This window comes from Pseudomonas sp. KH_046_2 (assembly GCF_057838985.1).
Genome location: NZ_CM174480.1, coordinates 2,674,994 through 2,690,773, shown reverse-complemented (window position 1 = coordinate 2,690,773; position 15,780 = coordinate 2,674,994). Strand labels below are relative to the sequence as shown.

Annotated in this window: 11 protein-coding genes and 1 pseudogene; 7 read left to right on the top strand and 5 right to left on the bottom strand. The window is 60.7% G+C overall.

What is annotated here, in order from left to right; translation table 11 throughout:
- The first annotated feature begins 107 nt into the window (after nt 1-107).
- The gene (locus AC3IX1_RS12220) at nt 108-1,205 is read left to right on the top strand and encodes a DNA alkylation repair protein (RefSeq protein ID WP_489388373.1); all 1,098 of its coding nucleotides are present in this window, start codon (nt 108-110) and stop codon (nt 1,203-1,205) included.
- 133 nt (nt 1,206-1,338) lie between these two features.
- Here AC3IX1_RS12220 and AC3IX1_RS12215 read toward each other — a convergent pair whose 3' ends face one another.
- Nucleotides 1,339-2,241: a LysR family transcriptional regulator gene (locus AC3IX1_RS12215; protein ID WP_489388372.1), complete on the bottom strand. Its 903-nt coding sequence runs from the start codon at nt 2,239-2,241 to the stop codon at nt 1,339-1,341.
- Between the two features lie 132 nt (nt 2,242-2,373).
- Between AC3IX1_RS12215 and AC3IX1_RS12210 the strand changes: the two genes are divergently transcribed.
- Nucleotides 2,374-4,032 carry a GMC family oxidoreductase gene (locus tag AC3IX1_RS12210; protein WP_489388371.1) on the top strand — a complete coding sequence of 553 codons (1,659 nt, stop codon included), beginning with the start codon at nt 2,374-2,376 and terminating at the stop codon, nt 4,030-4,032.
- 114 nt (nt 4,033-4,146) lie between these two features.
- A complete protein-coding gene (locus tag AC3IX1_RS12205) occupies nt 4,147-5,769 on the top strand; it encodes an MFS transporter (protein WP_489388370.1) in 1,623 nt (540 codons plus the stop codon).
- Nucleotides 5,770-5,823: 54 nt separating this feature from the next.
- Here AC3IX1_RS12205 and AC3IX1_RS12200 read toward each other — a convergent pair whose 3' ends face one another.
- The gene (locus AC3IX1_RS12200) at nt 5,824-6,192 is read right to left on the bottom strand and encodes a DUF427 domain-containing protein (RefSeq protein ID WP_489388369.1); all 369 of its coding nucleotides are present in this window, start codon (nt 6,190-6,192) and stop codon (nt 5,824-5,826) included.
- Between the two features lie 258 nt (nt 6,193-6,450).
- Here AC3IX1_RS12200 and AC3IX1_RS12195 point away from each other — a divergent pair, with 258 nt between their 5' ends.
- The 3 genes from AC3IX1_RS12195 to AC3IX1_RS12185 all read left to right on the top strand — a co-directional run bounded on the left by AC3IX1_RS12195 (nt 6,451) and on the right by AC3IX1_RS12185 (nt 9,935).
- The gene (locus tag AC3IX1_RS12195) at nt 6,451-8,397 is read left to right on the top strand and encodes a DNA topoisomerase III (RefSeq protein ID WP_489388732.1); all 1,947 of its coding nucleotides are present in this window, start codon (nt 6,451-6,453) and stop codon (nt 8,395-8,397) included.
- A gap of 181 nt (nt 8,398-8,578) precedes the next feature.
- Nucleotides 8,579-9,082, top strand: a complete 504-nt coding sequence (locus AC3IX1_RS12190; protein ID WP_489388368.1) for a GNAT family N-acetyltransferase — start codon at nt 8,579-8,581, stop codon at nt 9,080-9,082.
- Nucleotides 9,083-9,605: 523 nt separating this feature from the next.
- On the top strand, nt 9,606-9,935 hold the full coding sequence (locus AC3IX1_RS12185; protein WP_489388367.1) for a hypothetical protein: 330 nt from the start codon (nt 9,606-9,608) through the stop codon (nt 9,933-9,935).
- A gap of 114 nt (nt 9,936-10,049) precedes the next feature.
- Here AC3IX1_RS12185 and AC3IX1_RS12180 read toward each other — a convergent pair whose 3' ends face one another.
- On the bottom strand, nt 10,050-11,552 hold the full coding sequence (locus AC3IX1_RS12180) for an aldehyde dehydrogenase family protein (RefSeq protein ID WP_489388366.1): 1,503 nt from the start codon (nt 11,550-11,552) through the stop codon (nt 10,050-10,052).
- Nucleotides 11,553-11,942: 390 nt separating this feature from the next.
- On the bottom strand, nt 11,943-12,959 hold the full coding sequence (locus AC3IX1_RS12175) for an IS4 family transposase (protein WP_489388365.1): 1,017 nt from the start codon (nt 12,957-12,959) through the stop codon (nt 11,943-11,945).
- A gap of 389 nt (nt 12,960-13,348) precedes the next feature.
- On the opposite strand from AC3IX1_RS12175, the gene AC3IX1_RS12170 reads away from it, so the two are divergent.
- Complete coding sequence (locus AC3IX1_RS12170) at nt 13,349-13,855, top strand: HvfX family Cu-binding RiPP maturation protein (RefSeq protein WP_489388364.1); 507 nt, start codon at nt 13,349-13,351, stop codon at nt 13,853-13,855.
- Between the two features lie 110 nt (nt 13,856-13,965).
- Here the strand turns inward: AC3IX1_RS12170 and ltrA are convergent.
- Nucleotides 13,966-15,268, bottom strand: a pseudogene (gene ltrA / locus AC3IX1_RS12165) (group II intron reverse transcriptase/maturase).
- Nucleotides 15,269-15,780 lie beyond the last annotated feature (512 nt).

Below are 15,780 nucleotides of genomic sequence, written 5' to 3'. Positions count from 1 at the left end.
GGTGTCCTTGATTTTGCGTACATCCATTAACCCTGTGGGAGCGGGCTTGCCCGCGATGAACGATGACGCGGTGCATTGGATAAACAATCATTTCAAAGGAGTCCACCATGGCTGACGAATCCTCCCCCGCCCTCAAGGAAATCTTCAACACCGAGCGCCTCCAGCACATCGCCAGCGAAATGACCGCGGTCTATCCATCATTCGAGGCCAAGCGCTTCCTGAAACTGGCCCAAGCCGGCCTGGCAGATCTCAGCGTCATGCAGCGCATGGCCCGGGTCAGCGAGTGCCTGCACACCGAGCTCCCCCTGGACTATGAAGCGTCGCTGGAAGTCCTGCGCGCCCTCGCCCCGCGCCTGAACAGCGGCTTCGTCAGCATGTGCCTGCCGCACTATGTCGCCACTTATGGCGCCCATGCGTTCGAAGTGTCGATGGACGCCCTGAAGTACTTCACCGCCTTCGGTTCCTCGGAATTCGCGATCCGTCACTTTCTGCGCAGTGACCTCGAGCGTTCGCTCAAGCTGATGCACGACTGGTCCCTGGACGACAACGAGCATGTGCGGCGCCTGGCCAGCGAAGGATGCCGACCACGCCTGCCCTGGTCATTCCGGCTGGAACTCATTCAGGCCGATCCGACACTGGCCGCGAACATCCTCGACAACCTCAAGGCCGACACCAGCCTGTATGTGCGCAAGTCCGTGGCCAACCACCTCAACGACATCACCAAGGATCGTCCCGACTGGGTGCTGGACCTGATCGAAGGCTGGTCGCTGGGCAACAGGCATACCGCCTGGATCGCCAAGCACGCTCTGCGCAGCCTGATCAAACAGGGCAACCGGCGGGCACTGGCGATTATCGGCGCGGGCGGCAAACCCGAAGTCGAGATCGTCGATATGAAAGTCGAACCGCCGGTGATTGGCCTGGGAGAAAAGATCACCCTGTCGTTCGCCGTCAGATCCACGGTAGAAAGCAGCCAGCGCCTGGTGATCGACTACGCCATCGACTACGTCAAGGCCAACGGCAGCACCTCGGCGAAGGTGTTCAAGCTCAAGGTGCTGACGCTGCCCGGTAATGCCGTCGAAGCCGTGAGCCGTGGTCAGCAGATCAAGGAACTCACCACCCGCCGGCATTATGCGGGGCGCCATGCGGTGCATGTCATGGTCAATGGGGAACGGCTGGCCAGCACGGCGTTCGAGATTCTTGTTTAAAACTCAAGATGGATACTGGATGTGCTGCCGCCTTCGCGGGCAAGCCCGCTCCCACAGGGATCTGCGGCGCTACACAGTCGGTGTGAACAGCACAAAAACCTGTGGGAGCGGGCTTGCCCGCGATGGCGTCAGCTCAGGCACCGAGGGAAACAGCCCCCAACAACAACCCCTGCTCCCGCTCACACAACTCCACCACATAATCCCACAACACCCGCAACCGCACCGACTTGTGCAGCTCCCGACGAGTACTGATCCAATAGCTGCGCTGGATGCTCTCATCCGGCAACAGCGGCACCAGACCGGGATCGGCACTGGCCATGTAGCACGGCAGCACGGCAATCCCCAGGCCTGAGCGCGCCGCCTGCTGTTGGGCGATCACGCTGGTGCTGTGAAACACCACCCGCGGGTTGCGGCAGAAGCTGTTGAGGAACATCAATTCCTGGCTGAACAGCAAATCATCGACATAGCCGATCCACGCATGGCGCCCCAGGTCCTCGCGACTGCGCAACGGCGGTGAGCGGTCGAGGTAGTCCTGACTGGCATAGAGCGCCAGGCGATAGTCGGTGAGTTTGCGGGTGACCAGCATGTCGGCGGCCGGGCGTTCGAGGTGGATGCTGATTTCCGCCTCGCGGTTGAGAATGCTGACAAAGCGCGGCACCGCCACCAGTTCCACCTCCAGCCCCGGATAGCGCTCGAACAAGCCGTTCATTCGACTGGCCAGGAACATGATGCCCAGCCCTTCCGTCACGCCGACGCGGATCTTGCCCAGCGGCGCGGTGGACTGGGTGATTTCCTCCTGGGCCAGCAGCGCCACGTTCTCCATCGCCTCGGCGTGTTTAAGCAACGCCTCGCCTGCCGGGGTCATCTCGTAACCCTGGGCATGCTGGACGAACAACGCCGTACCGAGGCTCTTTTCGATGGCCTCGATGTGCCGTGCCACGGTGGCGTGGGTGGTGTTCAAGCGACGGGCAGCCGTGAGCAAACGCCCGCTGCGCTGCAATTCGAGAAAAAACCGCAAGTCATTCCAGTCGAACATGAATCGTCCTTGTTCTTTGCTGTTCGGGATGCTGTTTAAAAACGCACAGCGGCTGCGCAAAAACTAACATTCTTTTGACGAAAGCTAACAACTAGGATGACAGACAACAAGAACAACAACACGAGGTCAGGGATGCAGACTTTCCTGGATGAATACGATTACATCGTGGTCGGGGCCGGGCCGGCCGGGTGTCTGCTGGCCAATCGTTTGTCGGCCGATGCGCAGCATCGCGTGTTGCTGCTCGAGGCCGGCGGCCGCGACAACTATGCGTGGATTCACATCCCCGTGGGCTACCTGTTCTGCATCGGCAACCCGCGCACCGACTGGTGCTTCAAGACCGAAGCGCAACCGGGCCTGCAAGGCCGCGCCCTGAGCTACCCGCGCGGCAAGGTGCTGGGCGGTTGCTCCTCGATCAACGGCATGATCTACATGCGCGGCCAGGCCGGCGACTACGACCGCTGGGCCGCCGACGGCAACCCCGGCTGGAGCTGGCAAGACGTGTTACCGCTGTTCAAGCAGAGTGAAAACCACTTCGCCGGCGCCGCCGAATTTCACGGCGCTGCGGGCGAATGGCGGGTCGAACGCCAGCGTCTGTCATGGCCGATTCTCGATGCCTTCCGCAGTGCCGCCGAGCAAACCGGCATCGCCAGCATCGATGACTTCAACCAGGGCGACAACGAAGGTTGCGGCTATTTTCAGGTCAATCAGAAGGCCGGCATCCGCTGGAACGCGGCCAAGGCCTTTCTCAAACCGGTGCGCCAGCGCCCCAATCTCACCGTACTGACCGGGGTCGAAGTCGACCGCGTGCTGCTGGACAATGGCCGCGCATCGGCGGTCAGCGCCCGCTGGCAAGGTCAGGCGAAAACCTTCAAGGCGCGCAAGGAGATCGTCCTGTGTGCCGGCTCGGTCGGTTCGCCCAGCATCCTGCAACGCTCCGGCATCGGCCCGCGTCCGCTGCTGGAGCGGTTGGGCATCGGTGTCGTCCATGAGCTACCCGGCGTCGGTGGCAACCTGCAGGATCACCTGCAACTGCGGCTGATCTACAAGCTGGAAAATGCCCGCACCCTGAACCAGATAGCCGGCAGCCTGTGGGGCAAGCTGGGCATGGGCCTGCGCTACCTGTATGACCGCAGCGGCCCGCTGTCCATGGCGCCGAGCCAGTTGGGCGCCTTCGCCCGCTCGGGGCCGGAACAGACGTCAGCCAACCTCGAATACCACGTGCAGCCGCTGTCGCTGGAGCGCTTTGGCGAACCGTTGCATGCGTTCCCGGCGTTCACCGCATCGGTCTGCGATCTGCGTCCGCAAAGCCGTGGCCGGGTGGACATCCGCTCCGCCGATCCGCAAGAAGCCCCGCTGATCCAACCCAATTACCTGAGCCACCCGGAGGATTTGCGGGTCGCCGCCGACGCCATTCGCCTGACCCGCCGCATCGTCGCCGCCCCGGCCCTGCGCGCCTTCAATCCGGTGGAATACCTGCCCGGCGACAGCCTGCAAAGCGAAGAACAGCTGCACGAGGCCGCCGCGCGGATCGGCACCACGATTTTCCATCCGGTGGGCACCTGCCGCATGGGCAATGACGCCGACGCCGTGGTCGATGCGCAACTCAAGGTCCATGGTATCCCCGGCCTGCGCATTGCCGATGCCTCGATCATGCCGCGCATCACCTCGGGCAACACCTGCTCGCCGACGCTGATGATTGCCGAGAAGGCGGCGCAGATGATCCTGGCCACGCCAGAAACGCTTTCTGTGGGAGCGAGCCTGCTCGCGAAAGCGGTGGATCAGCCAGCATAAACGTTGAATGGAACGACGCCATCGCGAGCAGGCTCGCTCCTACAGCATTACCCCTGAAATGGAACACGCAACACCAGTGGAACAACAAAAACAATCACTGTGAGGGATACCGGTATGTCAGAGAACGTTCAAACCCTGGAAGCCGTGCGCAGCGCGGGCACCAGCCAGGAAACCCAGAAAGTCATCTTCGCCTCGTCCCTCGGGACGGTCTTCGAGTGGTACGACTTTTTCCTCTACGGCGCCCTCGCGGCGGTGATCAGCAAGCAGTTCTTCGCCGGGGTCAACGACACCACCGCGTTTATCTTTGCCCTGATGGCCTTCGCCGCCGGCTTCATCGTCCGGCCGTTCGGCGCGCTGGTGTTCGGGCGGTTGGGGGACATGATCGGGCGCAAGTACACCTTCCTCGCCACCATCGTCCTCATGGGCCTGGCGACGTTCTGCGTCGGGCTGCTGCCGACCTACGCCAGCATCGGCATCGCCGCGCCGATCATCCTGGTGGTGCTGCGCATGCTCCAGGGCCTGGCCCTGGGCGGTGAATACGGCGGCGCCGCGACCTACGTCGCCGAGCACGCGCCCATCGGCAAGCGAGGCTTCCACACCAGCTGGATTCAGTCCACCGCGACCCTGGGCCTGCTGCTGTCGCTGCTGGTGGTGCTGGGCTGCCGCTACTTCACCGGTGACCAGTTCGAAGTCTGGGGCTGGCGCATTCCGTTCCTGTTTTCCATCGTGCTGCTGGGCATCTCGACCTGGATTCGTATGAGCCTGCACGAGTCGCCGGCCTTCGTGAAAATGAAAGAAGAAGGCAAGCTGTGCAAACAGCCGATTCGCGACTCCTTCGGCAAATGGGAAAACCTCAAGGTGGTGTTGATCGCGCTGTTCAGCATCAATGCCGGGCAAGCGGTGACCTTCTACGCCGCGCAATTCTATGTGCTGTTCTTCCTCACCCAGTTCCTGAAAATGGACCCGGCGGTGGCCAACGGTCTGCTGATTGTCAGCGTGACCATCGGCGCCCCTTTCTTCATCTTCTTTGGCTGGCTGTCGGACAAGGTCGGGCGTAAACCGGTGCTGATGATCGGCCTGCTGCTGGCCACCGCGCTGTACTTCCCGATCTTCAAGACCCTGGCCCACTACGCCAACCCGGCCATCGACCAGGCCAGTCGCCAGGCACCGATCACCGTGATGGCCGACCCGGCCACCTGCACCTTCCAGTTCGACCCGGTGGGCAAGGCGAAATTCGACAGCCCGTGCGACAAGGTCAAGACCTTCCTGGTCAAGCAGGGTCTGCCGTACCAGAGCGCAGCGGCGCCGACCGGCAGCGATGTGCAGGTCAGCGTCGGTGAGGTGAAGATCGATGGTTTCGACGAAGCCGCCCTGCGCGGTGCCGTGACCCTCGCCGGTTACCCGCAACAGGCGGACATGCAGCAGATCAACAAGCCGATGATCGTGGCGCTGATCGTTGCGCTGATCATCATTTCCGCGATGTGCTACGGCCCGCTGGCGGCGTTGATGGTCGAACTGTTCCCGACCCGCATCCGCTACACCTCGATGTCCCTGCCCTACCACATCGGCAACGGCTGGTTCGGCGGCTTCCTGCCGACCGTGTCGTTCGCGCTGGTGGTGTACACCGGGGACATTTTCTACGGGCTGTGGTACCCGGTGGTGATCACCGGGGTGAGCCTGGTGGTGGGGATGATTTGCCTGCGTGAGACGCGCAACGTGGATCTCGACAAGAACTGAGGCAATGCCTGACGACGAGGGAGCAGGCTCCCTCGTCACGCCGATCAACCCCGATCAGACCTCGACATCAAGCAACTCGAACTTCACTTGATCCGGATAGAACGCCAGATACCCGCGGATTTGCTCCACCGACACCTTGGGGTCTTCGTAACTCCACACCGCGTTGGCGCTTTCATGCCCCGGCACCTGCAGGCTGAAATAGCTGGCATCGCCCTTGTACGGGCAATAGCTGGTGTGGTCGGTGCGGGCGAAATACTTCTCGTCGATGTCCTCTCGCGGCACGTAGTACACCGGCGGGTAGTTGGCCTCCAGCAACACCAGGGCCCGCGCCGAGGCGGCCACTTGAATACCGTGAAATCTCACCAGCAGGCAGCCAGGCTGCTCGGCGATGGTGATGACAGGGCTAGGACCGGAGCTTTTCATGGAAAACGTTCCTCATGACGGTGATGGACCTGCAAATCGATGATGTGGGAGCGTGGCTTGCCCGCGATGGGCTGCGCAGCGGCCCCAAAACCTGAGACCACGATTCATCAGGTATAACCCAAGTTTTACCCTCGCGACGGCTTCGCAGCCGAACGGAAGCGACATACAAAGCTGTACATCCATACAGATAAAGATTGCTCCATCGCCCATCAAGCGCCATTCTGTGCACCCTTGGCATATTGATCGGCGATGGTGGTTATGCGGCTGTACCTCTGTGAAAAACCTTCCCAGGCCAAAGACATCGCGGCAGTCCTCGGCGCCAGGCGCCGGGGCGATGGCTGCTGGCTGGGAACGGACGTCACGGTGACCTGGTGCATCGGCCACCTGCTGGAAACCGCACCGCCGGATGCCTACGACGCGCGCTACAAGCGTTGGGTGCTGGCCGACCTGCCGATCATTCCCGAGAAGTGGAAAATGACCGTCAAGCCGCGCACCGCCAGCCAGTACAAGGCGGTCAAGCGCCTGCTCGGCGAAGCGTCCGAACTGATCATTGCCACGGACGCCGACCGTGAGGGCGAGATGATCGCCCGGGAGCTGGTGGAACATTGCCGCTATCGCGGGCCGATCCGCCGCCTCTGGTTGTCGGCGCTGGACGATGCGTCCATCCGCAAGGCCCTCGCGGCCCTCAAACCGGGCAACGAGACCTTCAGCCTCTATCACTCGGCCCTGGGACGTTCCCGGGCCGACTGGCTGATCGGCATGAACATGAGCCGACTGTTCACCCTGCTGGGGCGCCAGTCTGGTTATCAAGGCGTGTTGCCGGTCGGCCGGGTGCAAACGCCGACCTTGCGCCTGGTGGTGGATCGCGATCGCAGCATTGCCGACTTTGTGCCCGTCCCCTATTGGGCCATCGACGTGCAACTGCTGCACAACGGCACCGCGTTCACTGCGCAATGGCGCGCGGCATCGGAGCTTTGCGACGATCAGGACCGCTGCCTGAACCAGGCGCTGGCGCAACAAGCGGCGGCCGCCATGAGCGGCGCGGCCAGTGCGCGAGTGATCAAGCTGCGCACCGAACGGATGCGCGAAGTGGCCCCGCTGCCGTTCGATCTGGGCACCCTGCAGGAGGTCTGCTCAAAGAAACTCGGCCTCGGCGCCCAGGAAACCCTCGACGTCGCCCAGGCGCTGTACGAAACCCACAAGGTCATTACCTATCCGCGCAGTGATTGCGGCTACTTGCCCCTCAGTCAGCACAGCGAGGCACCGGCCATTCTGGCGGCGCTGCGCCAGGCCGATCCTGCGTTGAACGCCTTGCACGACCACCTGGATCCGCAACGGCGCTCACGGGCCTGGAACGATGCCAAGGTCAGCGCGCACCACGGCATCATCCCCACCGCTGCGGCAAAGAATCTCGACAAGCTGGCGGGCAAACAGCGTGCGGTCTACACCCTGATCCGCGCGCGATATCTGGCGCAGTTCCTGCCCAATCACGAATACGACCGCACCCAGGCCGACTTCGACTGCGCTGGCGAGGCCTTGCGCGCTGTCGGCAAGCAGATCATCGAGCCAGGCTGGAAACGCGCCCTGCCCGAAGCACTGGCTCCAGCCAAGGGGCGCGAAGCCCCGGCGCCGCAGACGCTGCCCAACCTGGCCGAAGGCATCGACTGCGCAGTGGCCGGTGTGCAATTCAAGGACCTCTGGACGCAACCGCCAAAGCCGTTCACGGAAGGCGACCTGATCAAGGCCATGAAGAATGTCGCCAAACTGGTGCAAGACCCGCTGCTCAAGCAAAAGCTCAAGGACACCACCGGCATCGGCACCGAAGCGACCCGTGCGTCGATCATTCAGGGCCTGCTCGACCGTGGTTATCTGGTCAAGAACGGCAAGGCCCTGGCCGCGACGCCGGCCGCGTTCAGCCTGATCGACGCCGTACCGCGGGCCATCGCCGATCCGGGCACCACGGCAATCTGGGAACAGGCCCTGGACATGGTGCAAAGCGGGGAAATGAGCCTGGAAGAGTTCGTCACCAAACAGGCGGCGTGGATGAGCAAGCAGGTCAGTCGCTGCGCCGGGCTGAGCCTGACCATCAGCGGCCCACCGCCCGGCGGCTCCGCCGCAGCCCCCTGGAAGAAAAAACGTAAAGGCGCCCCGCGCAAACCAGCGAGCGGCACCAAGCGCAGGGCAAAACCGGCAAGCAGTACTTAAACCTTACAGCGAACCCTGTGGCGAGGGAGCTTGCTCCCGCTGGACTGCGCAGCAGGCCCATTCATTTTGTCAGAGAGTGAGAGCCGCTTCGCGACTCGACGGGAGCAAGCTCCCTCGCCACGGATCGTGCGACGCCGGCCATAATCAATTGTGTCCCTTGGCCGATCAGGAGCCACTTCGTATGCCTTCGATAGAACTGCACGCCGCCCAACGCGATGAACTGGAAACCATCGAAAACCTGATACAGTTCTACACCTACGACTTCAGCGAGTGGCTGCCGCTGAAACTGGGCGAATACGGTTTGTTCAACATCCTGCCCATGCCCGACTACTGGCGAAACCCGGCCACCCGGCCATTCCTGATCAAGGTCGACGGTGAACTGGCCGGCTTCGTGACCGTGGATAACCAGGTCCATCTACCCGGCGCCGACTACAACATCGGCTATCTGTTTGTCAGCCGACGCTTCCGTGGCCAGGGTGTCGCGCGATTTGTCGTTTCCACCCTCTTGAGCCGATTCCCCGGTCAATGGCAGATTTTCCACTTCGAGGCGAATCAGTCCGCAAGGCTGTTCTGGGCCGCCGTGATGCCAGGCCTCGGCATTGGCGGGCTCACCTTGCATCAGCAGGTGGTTGACCGCTATCCCTGCACTTTTTACCGCTTTGAGTGTCCGCCTTTGTCGTCCTGACCGACACACCTTCGGCTCCGCCCGCTAATTCCCAACAGCTTTGTCCGACAATATGTAGTGACTGAAAATATTCACTACAAAACCGTTGACGCCTCCGATTTGCCCTTGCATGATGCAGACGTCTCCCCGATCGGGAGTACAGGCAACACGTTTGAGCAAGCTCGTCTGACCGCCGAGCTGTTTTTCCCGGATACACGCTGCCCACAAGGCAGATTGAAGAAGCTGACCTGGCCTGAACGTCCAGTACAAGGGCGAGAAGACTTGGCGAGCAATCCTCATGAAGCTTGTGGCCGACCCTGAAAACGTCGGCAGTGGCCTTAAGGTTTTCGCCGCTTCTCTTCGTTGTGACGCTATTGCGTAGCAGTTATTCAACACGACTACATGCAACAGACGCAGGACCCCGCCCGATAAGGCGGTCGAACGCTGACGTCCTGGTTTCGGTGCCAGGGATCAACTAACCGATGGGCTACCTGTATTAGCGAATCAACTTTGAAAGATCACCAATTGGTCAAGGGGCTTTATGATGAATCTGAACAATCAACCAACTATCGATGAACTGGCTCGTATCTTCGCTGCAAAGAAAGACAGCCACGACAACCATATTCTCTGGATCAGCAAGTGTGGCCAGGTTCATATCGACTGCCTGTCGCCGCACGCCCATGAAGCAGAGTTCGACCAGAACAACCAGAACCTGCTCGCCCGACTGAAGATGTACCGTCGCGGCCAGGGCTATGTCGGCAAGAAGGCCGCAGCCGACAAGGACTTCATCGGTAATGTTCTGCAAACCCTGAAACAGGCCTGGGCCTCGATGCAGGATCAGAACGAAGTTCGGGTGATTGACCGGCTCTACTAATTGAATGAGTCATCACTGACTTATTGATAAACAAGGCCTGCTCTCGATAAGGAGCAGGCCTTTTTTATGCTGGACCGAAAACCAAATGCTGGAGCGAGCCTGCTCCCACAGGGTTCAGCGTTTGACGCCCAGATCGATCTGGGTCATGCGGCTACGAATAGTGAACACGCCATCACCCGAGAGAATCGCACTGCGCGCAAACAGGCGCCCGCTCTCCCAGTTCGAAAGTCCCAGTTCCGGCTTGTTCAGCGCGTACTGGCCGTCGACCCAACGGGTGATGCCATTGCCGACAAAAGGCGCGTTGACCGCGTTGTAGAAGCGCTCCTGAGCCTCGGCACTTTCACTGATCAAGGACACCGTGAATTGCGGGCTGTAGCGATTGAACAAGGCAATGGCACCGTCCAGGTCGTCGACGATTTTCAGGCTGACTTCCGGGGTTTCTTCCCACTCCCATTCGCGACCCAATTGATCTTCCGGCAACGGCTCGGCCTGCGCCTCGGTCTGATAGCCTTCGGCGCGGTACACCTTGACCGTTGCCGCCAGCCAGTCTTGCGGCAGATGCGACTCGCTGCCTTCGACGATGTGCAGCTTGCAGCCTTGGCCCCGTGCAATGCCGGCCTGCTTGAGTGCGTCGAGGAACAGCGGCACCAGTTCAGCGGCGCGGTCGCGGTGAATCAGGCAGACGTTCAGGGTGTTGCAGACCTTGCGGTCCAGGGAGTTGCGCACCACGGTGGCAAAGCGCGGGGCGTCGGCATCGGCGTTGGCGATCAGCCACGCGCCACCGGTGCCGTGCAGGCTGACCGCCGTGCCGGCCTGCTGCGCGATGCTGCCCAACTGGCTGACGGCGCGTCCCGAACCACGGGCCACCGCCAATGACAGGCGCCGGTCAGCGAACATCGCCCAACCGGCAGCGTGGTTGACACTTTCCACCAGCGACACGGCACCGGCCGGCAAGCCGGCGTCGCTCAGTGCAGGGTTCAGTGCGTGGGTGACGATCGCCTGGGCGGTGCCCAATGCATCGCTGCCGATGCGCAGCACGGCGGTGTTGCCGGTGCGCAACACACCCGCCGCGTCGGCAAACACATTCGGCCGGCCTTCGAAGACGAACGCGACGATGCCCAAGGGCGAGACCACTTGCTCGACTTTCCAGCCATCGTGCTCGACGCAACTGATCACCTTGCCACGGCTGGCCGTTGCATCACGCCAGGCGCGCAGGCCGGCGATCATGTCGCGACGCATGCGCTCATCGGCCAGCAACCGGGTGGTCGAGCGACCGCGCGCCTTGGCCCGCTCGATGTCGGCCAGGTTGGCGGCCTCGATCAAGGCCCAGCATTCCGGGGTTTCCAGGCGTTGGGCAAACAGGTCGAAGAAAGCAATGATAGCTTGATCAGACACCGCCGACAGCGCGGTAAACGCCGCTTGAGCGCGCTCGATCGCGACGTTGGCCGCTTGCTGGTCCGCCACGGGGATCAGCAGTAACTCGCCACTGACCTGCTCCACCAGCAGGTGATCACCGGGCTGGAAGCGCTGCGCCAGTTCGGGGCTGACGACAGTGACACGATTACCGGCGAAAGGGATTGGCGTGCCAGCGACTAGACGTTCGAGCGCAAGAGACATGAAGCAGTTACACCATGCAATGGGCGGCCGGAAAATGTATAGCAATTTACCTGTGGGAGCGAGCTGTGGCGAGGGGGCTTGCCCTAATGCCAGTCAGTTAAGCCCTCCAGTTTTCTTTTTGGGGTATTTGACTGGCTTGGGCTTGACCACCCTTGGGTAACTTCACTGCCGCCTGGCAGGCAACATGAAGTGTTGGGCCTGGATTCGCAGTGCTGCCAGTCGCTGAGGAATCGTACCTGGTGTTTCCAGCGGGCAGAACCGTAGCGCGCTGGTCACTGCTTGAGCCAACCAGAGGAAGCTTAAGCGTTGTGGCGCCACCTTCATTTCTCCAGCCATCAGGCGCATTTCCTGACGGATCAAGTTGTAGGCCAGCAGGGTTCCCCACAGTTCCTAGCGCACCAGATCAGGTTGTTTGCTGCGTAGTTGTTCGCCTTTAAGCAGGTTTTGCTTGATCTCGCGATAACCCAATTCGATTTCCCAGCGTTCGTTGTAGTGCCCCGCCACCTGATTGGCAGGGTAACGTTCGGCATCGGTCAAGGAGGTGAGATAGCGGCGCGGTTTGTCGTCTATCGAGTACTCAATCAGTCGTGCATGCCAATGGCTGGGAAGGTCCGGACGTTGCTTGAGAGCGTCTCGAGAAACGGTCAGTCGCACGAGCCAATCACCCGTGCCCAACTCTTCGATCACCTCGTATTTAAGCGGTTTGCGTGCCCGCATGAGCCAATGCCGTTCAGTCCCACTTTGTTGCCAGTCGAGCAAGAGGGCTGCGGAGTAGTAGGCTCGATCAAAAATCGTCACCGAGTGATCGCTTACCGCTTTTTCCAACCCCTTCGCATGGCGAAGCTCGCCGACTGCAAACTCGCCAAAACAGGCGGCTCGAATCAAGTGACTATAGGTATCCATCAGGCAAACACCGCGCACTTGCGGCCAGGCTCCATCTCCCGAGTGAGTCCGCCCGCCACCAAAGGCCTGGCGGTTTTCCGGTGTGTCGGGGGTGGACCAAACCACGCCGTCTACCGCAAAGCTACGCAACCCCAAAAAGCCGGCCGAAGCCGGCTGCTCAGCACCGCTCCATGCTTCGGCCAATTGCTTAAACAGTGCAGCCAGCGGCGCCTCTCCAAGCCGTTGCCGGCCCTGGACTGCGGCACTGGGTGCAGGCACTTTCGCTTCGCCCAATGCCAATCCCAGCTGTTGCACGATGAGCCAAATCGGTTCGCTCTTGAACAAGGCCAACCCAACCACCAGCCACACAATACGCTCGGCCGGCAAGCGTCTGCGGCGAATCGAGACTGTACCGGTCGATGCCAGCGCCTGCTCAATCCACACAGGATCAATCAGCTGTGCAAAGCGCTCGAAGGAGATCGGATTAAGTTTGGTAACTTCTTGAAGGTCGTTTTGGAGGGGCATGAAGCGAGCTCATAAAAACATAAGCTCGTTTCTATTATTGCTTGGCGGGCAAGTCAATTCCTTAACTGACTGGCATTAGGGCTTGCCCCCGTTGGGCTGCGAAGCAGCCCCAAAATTTCCGATGTATCGAAGATCTTGTGAGTGCTGCGCACTCAAACGGGGGCAAGCCCCCTCGCCACAGCTCGCTCCCACAAGGGTACCGGTTACGTATCTCAATGTGTACAGCCCCGCCCCCGACACACCCCGCACGCAAAACCCCGCCACAACGACACACCGCAGATACACCCCATTGATGAAATACGCCTGCCGATTGGCCATGCCGATCAAAGCGCTCAACTCACGGGGCAGGCCGTTGCCCCGTATCCCTGACCTGAAAGAGACCAACGTCCATGAGCACCTCCCTTTCTTCGGCCGTCAAAGGCCTGCACCTGAACCTCGACCGTGCCGGCGACTGGGTTGCCCCCCTGGCGCTGCGAGTGTTCCTCGCCTGGGAATTCTTCGAGTCCGGCCTGGAAAAATTCAACGGCCAGAACTGGTTCACCGATATCCAGGAGCGCTTCCCGTTTCCGTTCGACCACATTCCAGCGACGCTGAACTGGGAACTGTCGATGTGGGCCGAACTGATCTTTTCCATGACTTTGCTGCTGGGCCTGGGCACACGTTTTTCGGCGCTGAACCTGATGGTGCTGACCCTCGTTGCAACCGCCGCCGTTCATTGGCCCGCCGACTGGCACAGCCTGAGCGAACTTGCCCAAGGCTATGCCATCAGCAACAAGGGTTACGGCAACTTCAAGCTGCCCTTGATCTACCTTGTGGCCCTCACGCCGCTGCTGCTTTCGGGTGGCGGCAAGCTCAGCATCGATGCGCTGCTGGCGCGTTGCTTCTGGCGTCGCTGAAACGAAAGCTAAAACGCCGACAATCGGCATAGGGGGCGGCCTTCACAGGCCGCTCCCCTGCCACACCACCCGGCATGCGGGTCCGCACCGGGCGGTTCGAGAGATTGAGGTTATGAGAGTCGCACCAATCCCAGCCTGTCAAACCACGCCACGTCCAGCACTCGATTGAGCTCAAAGCGGCTGTTACGCCACCAACTATAAGAGTTAGCCGCCACTTTCCGTGCCGATTGGCTACTGGCTCCCAGCGCCCGCAGTTCGCGATAAATCGTCGGACCACGCCTCCATTGTTTAAGTTGGATCGCTCGTAATCGATGTCGCATCCACTCATCTAGCCCTCGCCAGACTTTCGGTGTTTGTGACAACCCGAAGCAAGCTTTCCAGCCCAAGAGGTAGGGACGTAGATTCTCGACAACTTGCCGCAAACTGCGACCACCCGAGCGACGCGTGAGTTCACGTACCCGTTGTTTGAACTGCTTGCGCGCCTTGATCGCCACTGCTCTTTTGACGCCTTGTACAGAGGCCCAGAAGGCGTACCCAAGAAACTTGCGACCAAATGCACTCGTCACCGCGCTCTTGCTCGCGTTGACGCTCAAGTGCAGCTTTTCATACAAACGCCTCAGCAAGATCATCACCCGCTGGCCCGCCTTGTGACTGCGAACATACACATTCGCATCGTCGGCATAGCGCACGAAGCAATGACCTCGGTGTTCAAGCTCCCGATCCACTTCGTCCAGCAGCACGTTCGCCAGCAGCGGTGACAGCGGACCGCCTTGCGGCGCCCCGCAACGGCTTTTCTCGACCGCGCCATTGATCTGCGTTCCCGCATCCAGATACGCCCGGATCAGTCGCATAACCGCCCGATCCGCAATCCGCTTGCGTAAACGATCAATCAAAATATCGTGGTCGACCCGGTCGAAGAACTTCTCCAGATCCACATCCACCACCACTTTGAGACCCGAGGACACATGACGCTGGGCAGCTAAAACAGCGTCCCGGACGAAAGCCGTAGCTGTGTTCACTGAAAGTTGGATCGAGCAATGGCTGCAAGACCTGCAGCAGTGCTTGTTGGATCAGACGGTCGATGACCGTCGGGATACCCAACTCACGTTGACCGCCGTCAGGCTTGGGAATGGCCACTCGTCGTACCGGACTGGGCCGGTAGATACCTGAAAGAAGCTGTTCACGAATCCCTGCCCACTGGGTTAGCAAGTGTTCTGCGGTCTGTTCAATATCCAGACCATCGACTCCCGCTGCACCTTTATTGGCCTTGACCCGTTTCCATGCCCGTTTCAGGTTTTCTCTCGCAAAGGCCCGCTCCAGCAGCCCTTGTCCTGCGTTGTCGGATTCATCTTGCGGGCGATTGACCTCGTCGCTGACGGGACTTCTCACGGCTTCACCGCTCGCTGTCTCCATCCGCCCCGCGTTTGGCAGGCATCTGACTTCCGGTTTCTCGCATCAACATGGCCTATAACGCTTTCTCTCGTTCGGCCCTTCGTCAAAAAAAAAAGACTACTACGGCCTCTGCTGACTTCTCGCTCCGGCTGATGCCGTCGCCCTTTCAGGCACAAGGCGAGATCTCCCCAGGTAAGAACGCAATCCTTCCCCGCACAACCGCCGGATTTACGATGCCGCCCTTTGACCACAAGAGCTTTGCGATTTGCTGCCCGCTCGCCCTGGTCGACATCGCCTTGTATCCGGTTCTTGTCCATCGGCTCACGGTTTCGATTCACGCTTCCTCCCCACACTCGGTCGCCCTAATGCAGTTGCGCTTCACTTCGTTCGCTGTGGTCAGCTCACGATGGGACTTCCACCCACAAGATTGCGCCCATGCTGGGCGCACAACAAAAAGGGGACTTCCATGAAGTCCCCTTTTGTTTGCTCAATGCGGCATACCGTTTTTTCGGTAGTGGCAGACACTCACTCAC

Bases quoted from the DNA above. Each gene is read 5' to 3' on its own strand.
- AC3IX1_RS12220 (WP_489388373.1), top strand. From the start codon at position 108: ATGGCTGACGAATCCTCCCCCGCCCTCAAGGAAATCTTCAACACCGAG.
- AC3IX1_RS12215 (WP_489388372.1), bottom strand. From the start codon at position 2,241: ATGTTCGACTGGAATGACTTGCGGTTTTTTCTCGAATTGCAGCGCAGC.
- AC3IX1_RS12210 (WP_489388371.1), top strand. From the start codon at position 2,374: ATGCAGACTTTCCTGGATGAATACGATTACATCGTGGTCGGGGCCGGG.
- AC3IX1_RS12205 (WP_489388370.1), top strand. From the start codon at position 4,147: ATGTCAGAGAACGTTCAAACCCTGGAAGCCGTGCGCAGCGCGGGCACC.
- AC3IX1_RS12200 (WP_489388369.1), bottom strand. From the start codon at position 6,192: ATGAAAAGCTCCGGTCCTAGCCCTGTCATCACCATCGCCGAGCAGCCT.
- AC3IX1_RS12195 (WP_489388732.1), top strand. From the start codon at position 6,451: ATGCGGCTGTACCTCTGTGAAAAACCTTCCCAGGCCAAAGACATCGCG.
- AC3IX1_RS12190 (WP_489388368.1), top strand. From the start codon at position 8,579: ATGCCTTCGATAGAACTGCACGCCGCCCAACGCGATGAACTGGAAACC.
- AC3IX1_RS12185 (WP_489388367.1), top strand. From the start codon at position 9,606: ATGAATCTGAACAATCAACCAACTATCGATGAACTGGCTCGTATCTTC.
- AC3IX1_RS12180 (WP_489388366.1), bottom strand. From the start codon at position 11,552: ATGTCTCTTGCGCTCGAACGTCTAGTCGCTGGCACGCCAATCCCTTTC.
- AC3IX1_RS12175 (WP_489388365.1), bottom strand. From the start codon at position 12,959: ATGCCCCTCCAAAACGACCTTCAAGAAGTTACCAAACTTAATCCGATC.
- AC3IX1_RS12170 (WP_489388364.1), top strand. From the start codon at position 13,349: ATGAGCACCTCCCTTTCTTCGGCCGTCAAAGGCCTGCACCTGAACCTC.